Raw genomic sequence first — 11,874 nt, forward strand, 5'->3', positions numbered from 1 at the left:
CAGATCAGGGACGCGTCGGCCGGGGGGTGGACGGTGAGCGCCTCGTGGCCGAGGGGTGCGGCGTCTCGGTCGACGCGCCCGTGGGCCGCGGGCTCGGGGGGACCGGCACGGCGCGCCGTGCCGGCTTCGTGAGTCGCGGCGTCGGGCGTGTCGTCAGCGGCGACGGACTCGGCATCGGCGGTGAGGGCACGGTCGTCGCGGGAGGCGGCGCCATCGGCACGCCGCGGCGGCCTGGATGATCCGGCCGGGAGAGGCTCCAGGCCACGAGGGCGATCGCCACGACCGCCGCCGCCGCGAGCAGCATCCGCGGCCACGAGCGGACGGCCCGCGTCGGGCGTCCAGCCCTGCGGAAACGGTCCATCAGCTCGGCGTCCGGCTGAACTCCGTCGGCCGCGCGCCGGTAATGCTCGCGGAGCAGGGCGTCGAGGTCGTCACTCATGAGCCGCTCCTTCCTCCGAGAGTTGCCGTCGCAGCGTCGCCATCGCCCGCGACGTGTGACTCTTCACCGTCCCCCGCGAGATGCCGAGCGCCTCCGCGATCTCGTGCTCGCTGAGGTCACACCAGTAGCGCAGCACCACGACGGCCCGCTGCTTGACGGGCAGGGCCGCGAGGACGTCGTCGAGCGGGGTTCCCTCCGCGTCATACGCCTGGCGCGCCCCGGTGAGACGCTCGACGTCGCCCGTGCCGCCGACCAGCACGTCCGGTCGCCTTCTGCGGCGCTTGTGGTGGTCGATGGCGAGGTTGACCAGCACCTTGCGCGCGTACGCCTCCGGCTGGTGCCCGCCGCGCAGGATCCGCGCCCAGCGCCGCGCGACCCGCTCGTACGTGGTCTGCAGGAGGTCCTCGGCGAGGTGACGGTCGTAGACGAGGAACACGGCGGTGCGCAGCAGGCGGCCCGCGGAGGCGACGACGAACTCGTCGAACGTGAGCTCGTCGTCGCTCACTCCGCGGGCCTCCTCACGGCTCAGCGTGGACAGTGTGCCACCTATCCCAGGCCCGGCACGGTCGAAGGCTCCGGACGCGCGCACTGCGGCACCGTCGAGGGCACCGGCCGGGGCTCCGGCGTGGCCGTCGAGGGCCGCGTCGGGCGAGGCTCCGGCGTGGCCGTCGAGGGGCGTGGGCGGGGCTGCGGCCGCGCGGTGACCACACATGTCGGCCGCGGGTGCGGCACCTCGGTCGGAGTGGGCCGCGGCGTGACGGTCCTGGTCGGCCGGGGAACCGGCGTGCCCGTCGCCGGCGGCCGGGTCTCCGGCTTGCTCGTCGCCGGCGGCCGGGGCTCAGGCGTCCGTGTCGACGCGTTGGCGTTGACCCTGGAGGAGTCGGCGACGTTCTTCACCCCGTGGTCCGAGCCCCCGGCGATGGCGGCACCGCCCGCCCATACTCCTGCCAGCACGGCGACGGCCGCGCCGGCCCCCGCGAGAGTGAACGTCGTCCGCCGACGTCTGCGGTCGTTCATAGTGAGATCCCTTCGTTTCCGTACACCCCCATCAACCCCGCCGCCGTGCCGATCGGTTGTCATCGTCTTTGACGGAGTCGGTACCTGTGGCTCTGGAGACGTGGGAGCGCCCGTTCATCGACTCCGCAGCGGACCGAACGCTCGGCAAAGGTGAACCGCGACGTTGGCCTGTCCCGCGAACAGGCGGTATGTCCGGGGCGCCACCGCGCCTTTACCGAGCTTTCTGTACCGCCCTGCCATGGATTCCAAAGCGGGGGCTCGGCGGCCAGGGCCAGGACACCGCGTTGACGATGGCGCGGGTCAACTCTTCCGGGTCGAGCGCCTCAACGAGCCGCCACCCCACCGGTGGCGGCACGAGCGCCCACCAGGAGCCGGTGTACGGGCCGTACCAGATGACCATGCCGGGGAATCTCCGGCGCAGGATCCCCCTCGCATCCGCGCTCATGGACGGCCGTCCGGCCGCCCGGCCAGGTACTCCGTGATCTGGGCGGCCGCACCCGCCGGGTCGTCCGCGCCGTGGCGCACCTGATCGGTCCGCCGCCAGACGAACGACCCGCCTTCGACCTGAATCCACAGCCGACTGCCGGTAAGGCCGGCGCGGACGGACAGGGCCGGCCGTGCGTCGCTTAATCCGACGTACAACCCGGAGCCGGACAGTTCACGGCACAATTCGACAAGAAGCCGAAGTTTTCGATCGCGGCCGAAATCGACGCTTTTATTTTGATCACTTTCCGGCGGAATCACCACGGCACCTTCCCTGCTCCACCCGCTTGACGACGGATGATGGACATTGTTTGCTGACACCAAGGAAAGCCATCGCCACCGAGCGTCACGACCCCCGAACACCCCTCCTTGTCTCCCCCATCTTTTTGGAGGAAGCCAAAATGCCGGAAATGAGCACAACGCCTAATGTGCAGCTCACCGCGTGGCGGGAGGCGCAAGGCGGGACCGGGTGGAGTCGCTCCCAGATGGCGAACGCCGTGAACCGCACCCCGGCAGGCATCGCGGAAGGGCTGGTGTGCGACGAGGAGCGCATCCGCCGATGGGAGCGCGGGGAGGTGCTGTGGCCGCATCCGCCGTACCGCCGGGCGCTTGAAGAGCTGACCGGACGGTCCGCGGAGGAGCTCGGCTTCCTCCCGCCGAGCAGGCAGCGGGAGCGACGCCTGGTCGCGGCGCGCATCCTCCCCCAGGACGCGCTGCGCACGGAGGCGGAGCTCTTCAGCACCATGGAGCTGGCCCGGATGGCCGACGTCTCCGATATCGGCCCCGGCACCGTCGAGGCGATCCAGGAGGCGGTCGAGCTACTGTGCCGCGCGTATCCGACCACGCCCGCACGGCTCCTGCGGGACCGCACGAAGCAGCGGCTGTCGTACGTCCTCGGCCTGTTGAACGGACGACTGACCCTCGCACAGCACCGGGAGGTCCTCGTGCAGGCGGGCTGGCTCGCCGCGCTACTCGGGTGCCTCCACTACGACCTCGGCGAGCGCGAGCACGCGGAGGCCGCGCGGCTCGGTGCGCTACAGATGGGCAAGCAGGCCGACCACGGCGAGCTGATGGCGTGGGCGCACGAGATGGCCGCCTGGTTCGCCCTGACCGAGGGCCGCTACGAGGACGTCCTGGAAGCCGCCGAGCGTGGCAAGGCCGTCGCGGGCACCAGCAGCGCGATGGTGCAGCTCACCCTCCAGGAGGCCAAGGCACACGCCCGGCTGCGCAACCGCCGGGAAGCGGGCGCGGCGCTCGAACACGGCGCCGCGCTGCTCGCCAAGCTGCCGACTCCCCGGCACCCCGACCATCACTTCGTGTTCGACAGCACGAAGTGGATCTTCTACGCCGCGACCGTCTACGCATGGCAGGGGGACGATGTCCGGGCTGAGGAACACGCCCGCGAGATCCTGACCCGGCACACCCGTCCCGACGGCTCCACCAACGCCCCGATGCGCAGCTCGAACGCCCACCTCGACCTCAGCCTCATCTACGCGCGGCGTGGTGACCTCGACGCGGCCGTGGAGGAGGCCCTGACCGCGTTCGGATACGAGCGCACCACCCTCCCAAGCCTTGTCTACCGTGGCGCGGAAGTGGACCGCATACTGCGGGAGAGGTATCGGGGCGAGCGGCGGGCCGCCGAGTTCCACGAGCGGCTGATGACCGCCCGCCGTGCGCTCACGGAGAATCGACCGGAACTGCTGTAGCCGCGCAGGCCTACATTCCTTGGGGATATCTCCGGTAGAGGCCGCTACTTCCTGGTGTAGGCGAGGAGCAGCGTGCCGTTTTCGAAGGTGCGGCTGTCGGACAGGTCGAACGGGCGGCTCCACCGAAGAGCCCGAGTGATCGGCCGTTCAGGCCGACCGCTCGGGCTCTTCGCCGTTGGAACCGCCGGCTCAAAGCGGCATGGTTCAGCCCGTCAGCGTTGAATGGGATTCCCGTCGGCTATCGCCGCTGCGGCCGACCGAAGGTAGAGGCCCCAGGCCCAACTTCCGCGGGGACGGACTGATCCCTCAGTCCCTACGATCCGCCCGCGTGCGGACGCGATCCGCGAGGGCGGTGAAGGCCTTACCGCGGTGGCTGATGGCGTCCTTCTCCTCGGGGCTCAGCTCGGCGGTCGTGCGGGTGTCGCCCTCGGGCACGAAGATCGGGTCGTAGCCGAACCCGTTGGTGCCGCGCGGCGCGTCGATGACGACACCGTCCAGGTGGCCCTCGACGGTGTCCTCCTCGCCGGACGGCCAGGCGATGGCGGCCGCGCACACGAAGCGGGCGCCCCGGCGCTCGGGCGCCACGTCGGACAGCTGGCCGAGGAGTAGCTCGAGGTTGGCCTGGTCGTCGCCGTGCCGGCCGGACCAGCGGGCGGAGAACACCCCGGGCATGCCGTTCATGGCGTCGACGCACAGGCCGGAGTCGTCGGCGACGGCGGCCAGGCCGGTGTGCGCGGCGATCGCGCGGGCCTTGAGGAGGGCGTTGCCCGCGAACGTCAGCTCGGTCTCGGGAACCTCCGGCGCGCCGGGGAACTCTTCGAGGCCGACCACGTCGATGCCGTTCAGGATCCGTCGCAGCTCGGCGATCTTCCCCTGGTTGCGCGTGGCGAGCACGACCTTCATGACGCCAGGGCCTCCTGCTGGATGCGGGTCAGCTCGGCGCACCCACCGGCCGCGAGGTCGACCAGGGCGTCGAGCTCCGCGCGGTCGAACGGCTGGCCCTCGGCCGTGCCCTGAACCTCGACGAAGCGGCCGTCACCGGTGCACACGACGTTCATGTCGGTCTCGGCGGCGACGTCCTCCTCGTAGCACAGGTCGAGCCGGGGCTGTCCGTCGACGACGCCCACGCTGACCGCCGCGACCGAGCCGACGAGGGGACTGGACTTGACCAGCTTGCGCTCGCGCATCCAGGCGACGGCGTCGGCGAGGGCGACGTACGCTCCGGTGATCGCGGCGGTGCGGGTGCCGCCGTCGGCCTCCAGCACGTCGCAGTCGAGGATGATGGTGTTCTCCCCGAGCGCCTTGTAGTCGACGCAGGCCCGCAGCGACCGGCCCACGAGACGCGAGATCTCGTGCGTGCGCCCGCCGATCTTGCCCTTGACCGACTCGCGGTCGTTGCGGGTGTTGGTCGCGCGCGGCAGCATCGCGTACTCCGCCGTCACCCAGCCGAGTCCCGAATCGCGGCGCCAGCGCGGCACGTTGGTCTGGACGGACGCGGCGCACAGCACACGTGTGCGGCCGAACTCCACCAGCACGGAACCCTCGGCGTGAGAGAGCCAGCCGCGCTGGATGCGAATGGGACGAAGCTGGTCGGCTGATCGACCGTCGGGGCGAGCCATGAACGTCACCCTACCCAGAGCGTTCCGCCGCCGCGCGCGCCTCCGCCGCGGTCGTCAGCGGATCGTGAGCCGGCGGCGCGGCTCCCTCAAGGCGTGAGCCGCACGGCACCTCACCGGCGGGCCGTGCGTGAGTCGGCCCGGTGAGGTGTGCCCCCCGGCGAGCCGCCCCTAGAGCTCGTAGACGGCGTCCTGATGGGCCAGCTCGATGGAACCGCCGTAGCCGCTGGACTTGGCCTCGGCGAGGATGCTCGCCGAGTCGTTCCAGGGGACGAGGTGGGTGAGCACGAGCCTTCCGGCACCGGCCCGGGCCGCGTGCTCCCCCGCCTGCCGCGCCGTGAGGTGAAGGTCGGGGGGCAGGCCCGCCCGTTCGAGGAACGACGCCTCCGCCAGCAGGAGGTCGACCCCGCGGGCCAGCTCGACGAGCTCGTCGCATTCGCCGGTGTCACCGGAGTAGGCGATCGCCGCGCCTTCGTGCTCCACGCGGAAGCCGTACGCCTCGACGGGGTGGCTCATCGGGGCCGTGGTGATGGTGAACGGCCCCAGGCGGAAGGTTCCGGTACGCAGGGCGTGGAAGTCGAACGCCTGCCGCATCCCCGGGTCCAGGTCGAGGTCGTAGGCGCGCGCCATCCGGTCGGCGACGCCCTCGGGCCCGTACACGGGGATCCGCGGCTTGGGACCGGCCGGCGCGTACGTGCGGGCGACCCAGTATCCGCACAGGTCGAGGCAGTGGTCGGCGTGGAGATGAGACAGCAGGACCGCCTCGATGTCGTACAGCCCGATGTGGCGCTGAAGTGGGCCGAGGGCTCCACTGCCGAGGTCGAGCAGGATCGCGAAGCCGTCGGCCTCGACGAGATAGCAGGACGCCGGACTGTCCGGGCCGGGGAAGCTCCCCGAACAGCCGATCACCGTGAGCCGCACGGGCCGACCTCCTAACGAGCCGTGGACGGAATGCCGACGATCGCGGATTCGACGAGCCCGATCTCCGGGCCGAGAAAGCGACGGCCGAGGACGCCGAACGGCGTCGGGTCTCCGGTCGCCAGGAACCGGTGGCGCGGCTCCGGGGAGCCCTCCGCGCGGGCCAGGCGGCTGTCGTGCAGCACCCGGTAGACGTCCTTGGCGGTCTCGTCGGCGCTTGATACGAGGGTTACCCCGTCACCGGCGACGTATGAGATCGCACCGGTCAGCAACGGGTAATGCGTGCAGCCGAGAATGAGGGTGTCGCACCCCGCGTCGAGAATCGGCCGAAGGTAGCCGCGCGCGACGTCGAGGAGTTCGTCGCTCATCGTGATGCCATGTTCCACGAACTCTACAAAACGCGGACACGCCGCACTTGTCAGTGTCACATGAGGCGCAGCGGCAAACGCGTCGTCATAAGACCGGCTGGTCACGGTCGCAGAAGTCGCCACCAGTCCCACGTGGCCCGTACGACTGGCGCTCACCGCGGCGCGCACCGCCGGCAGGATCACCTCGACGACCGGGACGTCGTAGCGCTCCCGTGCGTCGCGCAGTACCGCGGAGCTGGCGCTGTTGCAGGCGATGACGAGCATCTTCACGCCCTCGGCCACGAGGTGGTCGAGCACTTCGAGGGCGTAGGCGCGGAGTTCGGCGATCGGCTTCGGGCCGTACGGGAAGCGGGCGGTGTCGGCGACGTAGATCACCGATTCGTCCGGCAACTGGTCGAGGATGGCGCGGGCGACGGTCAGCCCGCCGACTCCGCTGTCGAAGATCCCAATTGGCGCGTCAGACATGATCCCAACAGGCTAAGAGACCGACGGAGCAGTCGCGGCCGGATGCGCCGCACATCACAGTGTGATTTCCGGTCCTTTACGGCGGCCGCTTCCGGACGAAGAGAAATCAGCCGCTGCGGCCGGCACGGGCGATCTGGCGGCTCTGCGCGACGAGCCTTCCGGCGGAGTCCCAGACCTCCACCTCCTCGTCGAACCACCCGTCGCGCACGAGACGGCCCCGGCCGTGGACGGACAGCCAGCCGGGCGCGGGGACGGCGCGCATGTGCCAGGTCAGTTCGACGGTCGGCGCCCAGCCCTTCGCCCCGGTGTTGAGCACCACGGGCGGGAGCGCGTCGACGGCGAGCGCGAGGAGAACGCCGTCGGGCTCGTACGGCTCACGGAGCCGCAGGTGCCCGCGGATCTCGGGAACGCCGGTGGGCCGCCCGTCGAGCCACCCCATGGTCGCGGGGTCGTAGCGCATGTCGACCTGGCGGCCGAAGCCGTGGGTGGGCCCGAACTCCAGACACTCCTCGACCGGGGGCTGCTTCTCCTGGTCCACCGAGTAGACGGGCTCGGCCTCACCGTCGAGGGTGCCGGTCGTGATGAGCGCCTCGACCAGGGCCTGGTCGTTCTGGACCAGCGTGACGCGCGCCACTGCCGCCGTACGCCCGGCCTTGAGCGGCTCGACCCGGACCTCGGCCGGCCCGGCCTTCGCGACGCGCAGGAAGCTCGCGCTGGTGGCGACCGGGTGCGGGTGCGGCGACTGGTCGAGCACGGCGCGGGCCATCACCGCCATGAGGTAGCCGCCGTTGATCGCCCCCTCGATGCCGAGGTCCCCGTCGAGGTCGGCGGCGTAGCGGCCCTCCGCCTTCTTCCGAACCGTCGTGGCCGCAGCGAAGCCGCCCATTCCCCCACCTCACCACCGAATAGAATCGCGTTCGGTCAATACCGTACCGCTCCGGTGGCGCACAACCGCGACAATCAGCCCAGATGGGACGATCGCCACACGGCGTCAGACGGCGAGCGCCCGTGCCGGACGTCAGGCCCAGAGCTGGCCTTCCAGGCGTTCCTCGGCCTCCTCCAGGGTGCCGCCGTACGCCCCGGTCGACAGGTACTTCCAGCCGCCGTCGGCCACGATGAACGCGATGTCGGCGCGTTCGCCCGCCTTGACGGCCTTGTTCGCCATGCCGAGCGCGGCGTGCAGGGCGCAGCCGGTGGAGATGCCGGCGAAGATGCCCTCCTGCGTGAGCAGCTCACGCGTGCGCCGCAGCGCGTCCGCCGACGTCACGGAGTAGCGCGTGGTCAGCACCGACTCGTCGTACAGCTCGGGGACGAAGCCCTCGTCGATGTTGCGCAGGCCGTACACCAGCTCGCCGTAGCGCGGCTCGGCGGCCACGACCGCGACGCCGGGCACCTGCTCGCGCAGGTACCGGCCGACGCCCATGAGCGTGCCGGTGGTGCCGAGACCGGCGACGAAGTGGGTGATCGACGGCAGGTCCTCCAGCACCTCCGGACCGGTCGTCTCGTAGTGCGCCCGGGCGTTCGCCTCGTTGCCGTACTGGTAGAGCATCACCCAGTCGGGGTTCTCCTCCGCCAGCCGCTTGGCGACGCGCACGGCCTCGTTGGAGCCGCCGGCCGCCGGGGAGTAGATGATGCGCGCGCCCCACATCTCCAGCAGCTGCCGCCGCTCGGCCGAGGTGTTCTCCGGCATGACGCAGACGATGGCGTAGCCGCGCAGCCTGGCCACCATCGCCAGCGAGATGCCGGTGTTCCCGGAGGTGGGCTCCAGGATCGTCCGGCCCGGGGCCAGCAGCCCCTCCTTCTCCGCTTTGGCGATCATCCAGAAGGCGGGGCGGTCCTTGACCGAGCCCGTCGGGTTACGGTCCTCCAGCTTGGCCCACAGCCGGACCTCGGGCGAGGGCGACAGCCGGGGCAACCCGACCAGCGGCGTGCGGCCGAGGGAGTCGAGCAGGGAGTCGAAACGCACGTCAGCCGCCGGCGACGGCGGGCAGCACCGTCACGGTGTCACCGTCGGAGACCTTCGTCTCCAGGCCGCCCAGGAAACGGACGTCCTCGTCGTTCAGGTAGACGTTGACGAAGCGCCGCAGGCCCTTCTCGTCGACCAGCCGGCCGCGCAGGCCCGGGTGACGGGACTCCAGGTCGGCGAACAGCTGGTCGAGGGTGGCTCCGCCGCCCTCCACCGCCTTCGCCCCATCGGTGTAGTTACGCAGGATCGTCGGAATCCGAACCTCGATCGCCATCGCGAGTGTGCTCCTTCGTCGTACGTTCCCGGCATGGCTCAACACGGCCGGATGCGCGGGGATTCCGGGCTGGAGGGGGGAGTCAGCCCAGGCGACAGTCGTAGACGACTTCGGCCCGGGAGTGGCCGAAGAGGAAGTTCTGCACGGGCGTGACGAGCCGGGCCGGGTTCGGGCGCTCCGCCAAGGTCGTCACGGGTTCAGTCTACCGAGTCGGTTTCGTACGACTCCACGATGCGGACCTCCTCCTCGGCCACCTCGCCGTCGACGATCCGATAGGAGCGGAACTCCGTCTCGTCGTCTGCCCGGGTGGACACCAGGACGTAGTGCGCGTTCGGCTCCGAGGCGTAGGACACGTCCGTGCGGGAGGGGTAGGCCTCCGTCGCGGTGTGAGAGTGGTAGATCACGACCGGCTCCTCGTCCCGGTCGTCCATCTCGCGCCACACCTTGAACTGCTCCATCGAGTCGAATCGGTAGAACGTCGGCGAACGCTCGGCGTTCGCCATCGGGACGAACCGGGACGGACGGTCCGAGCCCGCAGGTCCGGCGACGACGCCGCACGCTTCGTCCGGGTGGTCGGCGCGCGCGTGCGCGACGATCTGGTCGACGATGGCCCGTTCGATGGTCAGCATGCGCATGCGCAAAGGGTATCGACGGCGGCGCCGGCCCCCGTGTCCGGCCGCTCCCCCCGACTCCGCCGCGAGGCCGGGGCGGCGAGGAGACGTCAGCGGGGCTCGAAGCGCATGTGCAGCCGTACGACCGAGCCGTCGGCGCCGGACCGGATCTCCACGAGGTCGCACAGCTGCCGGACCGCCCACATGCCCGCGCCCGCGGGCCGGTAGAGGGTGGGCGGGAAGTAGCCGAGGAGCCGGTCGTCGAGGGAGGCACCGGTGTCGACGACATCGCAGATCAGTCTCCCGTCCGCGGACCACACCCACACCGATCCGGGCCCTCCGCCGCTCCGTACGACGTGCGCGGCGACCTCGTTGACCGACTGCACCAGGGCGAGACGGCGCTCGCGGGGCAGCCCGTGGCGCTCGGCCGCCGCCGCCACGAAGGCGCGCAGCCCGGTCAGGTCGTCGCCCGAGAACCCGCGGCTCATCACGGGCTCGGCCGGCGGGGCGAGCGGGATCCGGCCCCGTTCGGCGAAGAAGACGGCCGGGTCGGTGAACAGCGCGCTGTTCCGGCTTCCGGTCGCGCCGACGAGTTCGGGATGGGTACGGCTCACGTCCTCGGCGGCCTCGGCGGGCAGAGAGCGCACGTCGTACGCGCACAGCAGGCGGGTCCGGGTGCCGGCGAACGCGACGTTGAGCAGCGACTCGAGCCGCCCCCACTCCCGGATCTCGGGCCGGGTGCGGGCCCGCCACACGGGCTCCGCGACGAGGTACAGCGGGCCCCGCGGCCACCAGTGCTCGCGCGCGTGCGCGAGATAGGCCGTGAGGGTCCGCGCGGGCGCGCCGAACCAGCCGGAGGCGTCGATGAACTCGACCTTGCCGGCACCGCGGCCGAGCCTCCGGCGTACGAGCCCGGCCCGCTCACTGATCACGACGGGGCGGCCGCCCCCGGACACGCCCTCGCGCAGGAAGGGAATCGTCACGTCGAGGAACTCGTCCTCGTGGCCGTACAGCAGAGCACGGTGGACGAGCACATCGACGGAGTCCGTGGCGGTCACACCCGTTCCTCCTCGCGCGGAGTCCGGCGGCGACGCCAAAATACCAAGCCGTCGAGCGCAAAAGAGCGCTAAGCGACAATCAACCCGCATCCAGGGACGATGCTCACCAAAGGGCTCGGACGAGGTCCTCTAGGAGGTAGGTGAGCCAGTCATACGCCGCGAACGGGGCGGTCCGCGGATCGTTCCAGTCCAGCGCGCGCGTGCGTTCGAGGGACTCCTCGGTGATCTCCAGACGGGTCCCCAGGGCGAGCCGCAGGTCGTTGAGCGACCGCAGCCACACCTGGGCCTGCTCGTCGTCCAGGAAGATCTCCCCGCCCTCGCCGAGCGTTTCGAGCACCAGCTGGGCCGCCGCCCGCTTGCCGTCGCGCAGGCTCGCCTCGGTGTAGCGCCGGAACTCCGCCGACGCGGCACCGTCCTCCTGATAGGCGTCCGGGAACAACCGGGCCAGGACCGGGTCGTCGGAGACGGTGGTGTTCTCCGAGAAGCTGAGGTTCGGCAGGCCGTCGTCGCGCTGGTCGGGCGCGGGACCGCCGAGCAGGTCGAGGAGCTGAGTGACCAGCGCATGGACGACGGATGCCTCCTCCCGGGTGATCCTCAGCCGTACGCCGCCCCCGTGGACCCGGGTGAACCAGGTGTTCATCACTCAGACATCCTGCCGCACCGTGGCCCAAAGTCCGTAGGAGTGGAGGATCTCGCAGTCGCGCTCCATCTCCTCCCGCGTGCCGCTCGAAACGACGGCGCGGCCCTTGTGGTGCACATCGAGCATCAGTTTCTCGGCCTTCTTCTTCGAATAGCCGAACACGGCCTGGAACACGTAAGTCACGTACGACATGAGATTGATGGGGTCGTTCCAGACGATCGACACCCACGGACGGTCCGGACGTACGTCCTCGGCGGCGTCCGGCCGATCGAGCTCGACGGGAGCCGTGGTCACTTCAGTGCCTCCTTCCGGG

Annotated in this window: 17 protein-coding genes; 1 reads left to right on the forward strand and 16 read right to left on the reverse strand. The window is 70.8% G+C overall.

What is annotated here, in order from left to right; genetic code table 11:
* Window positions 1-4 precede the first annotated feature (4 nt).
* The 5 genes from NE236_RS27635 to NE236_RS27655 all read right to left on the reverse strand — a co-directional run bounded on the left by NE236_RS27635 (window position 5) and on the right by NE236_RS27655 (window position 2,203).
* Window positions 5-439 carry a hypothetical protein gene (locus NE236_RS27635; RefSeq protein WP_252845079.1) on the reverse strand — a complete coding sequence of 145 codons (435 nt, stop codon included), beginning with the start codon at window positions 437-439 and terminating at the stop codon, window positions 5-7.
* Complete coding sequence (locus tag NE236_RS27640) at window positions 432-944, reverse strand: SigE family RNA polymerase sigma factor (RefSeq protein ID WP_252845080.1); 513 nt, start codon at window positions 942-944, stop codon at window positions 432-434. The genes NE236_RS27635 and NE236_RS27640 overlap by 8 nt, the downstream gene beginning before the upstream one ends.
* 41 nt (window positions 945-985) lie before the next feature.
* Window positions 986-1,456, reverse strand: a complete 471-nt coding sequence (locus NE236_RS27645) for a hypothetical protein (protein ID WP_252845081.1) — start codon at window positions 1,454-1,456, stop codon at window positions 986-988.
* 211 nt (window positions 1,457-1,667) lie between these two features.
* The gene (locus NE236_RS27650; RefSeq protein ID WP_252845082.1) at window positions 1,668-1,901 is read right to left on the reverse strand and encodes a hypothetical protein; all 234 of its coding nucleotides are present in this window, start codon (window positions 1,899-1,901) and stop codon (window positions 1,668-1,670) included.
* On the reverse strand, window positions 1,898-2,203 hold the full coding sequence (locus NE236_RS27655; RefSeq protein ID WP_252845083.1) for a hypothetical protein: 306 nt from the start codon (window positions 2,201-2,203) through the stop codon (window positions 1,898-1,900). The genes NE236_RS27650 and NE236_RS27655 overlap by 4 nt, the downstream gene beginning before the upstream one ends.
* A gap of 146 nt (window positions 2,204-2,349) precedes the next feature.
* On the opposite strand from NE236_RS27655, the gene NE236_RS27660 reads away from it, so the two are divergent.
* Complete coding sequence (locus tag NE236_RS27660) at window positions 2,350-3,645, forward strand: NsdA family TPR-like regulatory protein (RefSeq protein WP_252845084.1); 1,296 nt, start codon at window positions 2,350-2,352, stop codon at window positions 3,643-3,645.
* A gap of 306 nt (window positions 3,646-3,951) precedes the next feature.
* Here NE236_RS27660 and rdgB read toward each other — a convergent pair whose 3' ends face one another.
* The 11 genes from rdgB to clpS all read right to left on the reverse strand — a co-directional run bounded on the left by rdgB (window position 3,952) and on the right by clpS (window position 11,855).
* Window positions 3,952-4,548: an RdgB/HAM1 family non-canonical purine NTP pyrophosphatase gene (rdgB, locus tag NE236_RS27665; RefSeq protein ID WP_252845085.1), complete on the reverse strand. Its 597-nt coding sequence runs from the start codon at window positions 4,546-4,548 to the stop codon at window positions 3,952-3,954.
* Window positions 4,545-5,264: a ribonuclease PH gene (gene rph, locus NE236_RS27670; protein WP_252845086.1), complete on the reverse strand. Its 720-nt coding sequence runs from the start codon at window positions 5,262-5,264 to the stop codon at window positions 4,545-4,547. The genes rdgB and rph overlap by 4 nt, the downstream gene beginning before the upstream one ends.
* A 168-nt stretch (window positions 5,265-5,432) precedes the next feature.
* Window positions 5,433-6,182: an MBL fold metallo-hydrolase gene (locus tag NE236_RS27675; RefSeq protein ID WP_252845087.1), complete on the reverse strand. Its 750-nt coding sequence runs from the start codon at window positions 6,180-6,182 to the stop codon at window positions 5,433-5,435.
* Between the two features lie 11 nt (window positions 6,183-6,193).
* Window positions 6,194-7,012 carry a glutamate racemase gene (gene murI, locus NE236_RS27680; protein WP_252845088.1) on the reverse strand — a complete coding sequence of 273 codons (819 nt, stop codon included), beginning with the start codon at window positions 7,010-7,012 and terminating at the stop codon, window positions 6,194-6,196.
* Between the two features lie 106 nt (window positions 7,013-7,118).
* The gene (locus tag NE236_RS27685) at window positions 7,119-7,898 is read right to left on the reverse strand and encodes a thioesterase family protein (protein ID WP_252845089.1); all 780 of its coding nucleotides are present in this window, start codon (window positions 7,896-7,898) and stop codon (window positions 7,119-7,121) included.
* A gap of 132 nt (window positions 7,899-8,030) precedes the next feature.
* On the reverse strand, window positions 8,031-8,978 hold the full coding sequence (locus tag NE236_RS27690; RefSeq protein ID WP_252845090.1) for a PLP-dependent cysteine synthase family protein: 948 nt from the start codon (window positions 8,976-8,978) through the stop codon (window positions 8,031-8,033).
* Between the two features lies 1 nt (window position 8,979).
* The gene (locus tag NE236_RS27695) at window positions 8,980-9,252 is read right to left on the reverse strand and encodes a MoaD/ThiS family protein (protein WP_252845091.1); all 273 of its coding nucleotides are present in this window, start codon (window positions 9,250-9,252) and stop codon (window positions 8,980-8,982) included.
* A gap of 197 nt (window positions 9,253-9,449) precedes the next feature.
* Window positions 9,450-9,881: a M67 family metallopeptidase gene (locus NE236_RS27700; RefSeq protein ID WP_252845124.1), complete on the reverse strand. Its 432-nt coding sequence runs from the start codon at window positions 9,879-9,881 to the stop codon at window positions 9,450-9,452.
* Window positions 9,882-9,973: 92 nt separating this feature from the next.
* Complete coding sequence (locus NE236_RS27705) at window positions 9,974-10,921, reverse strand: anti-sigma factor RsbA family regulatory protein (protein WP_252845092.1); 948 nt, start codon at window positions 10,919-10,921, stop codon at window positions 9,974-9,976.
* 103 nt (window positions 10,922-11,024) lie between these two features.
* Entirely contained in the window at window positions 11,025-11,561 is a 537-nt protein-coding gene (locus NE236_RS27710; protein ID WP_252845093.1) for a DUF2017 domain-containing protein, read from the reverse strand.
* Window positions 11,562-11,564: 3 nt separating this feature from the next.
* Window positions 11,565-11,855, reverse strand: coding sequence for an ATP-dependent Clp protease adapter ClpS (gene clpS, locus NE236_RS27715; protein ID WP_252845094.1), 291 nt, complete (start codon window positions 11,853-11,855; stop codon window positions 11,565-11,567).
* Between the last annotated feature and the right edge of the window lie 19 nt (window positions 11,856-11,874).

Source organism: Actinoallomurus purpureus (genome assembly GCF_024055795.1).
Lineage (GTDB): Bacteria > Actinomycetota > Actinomycetes > Streptosporangiales > Streptosporangiaceae > Actinoallomurus > Actinoallomurus purpureus.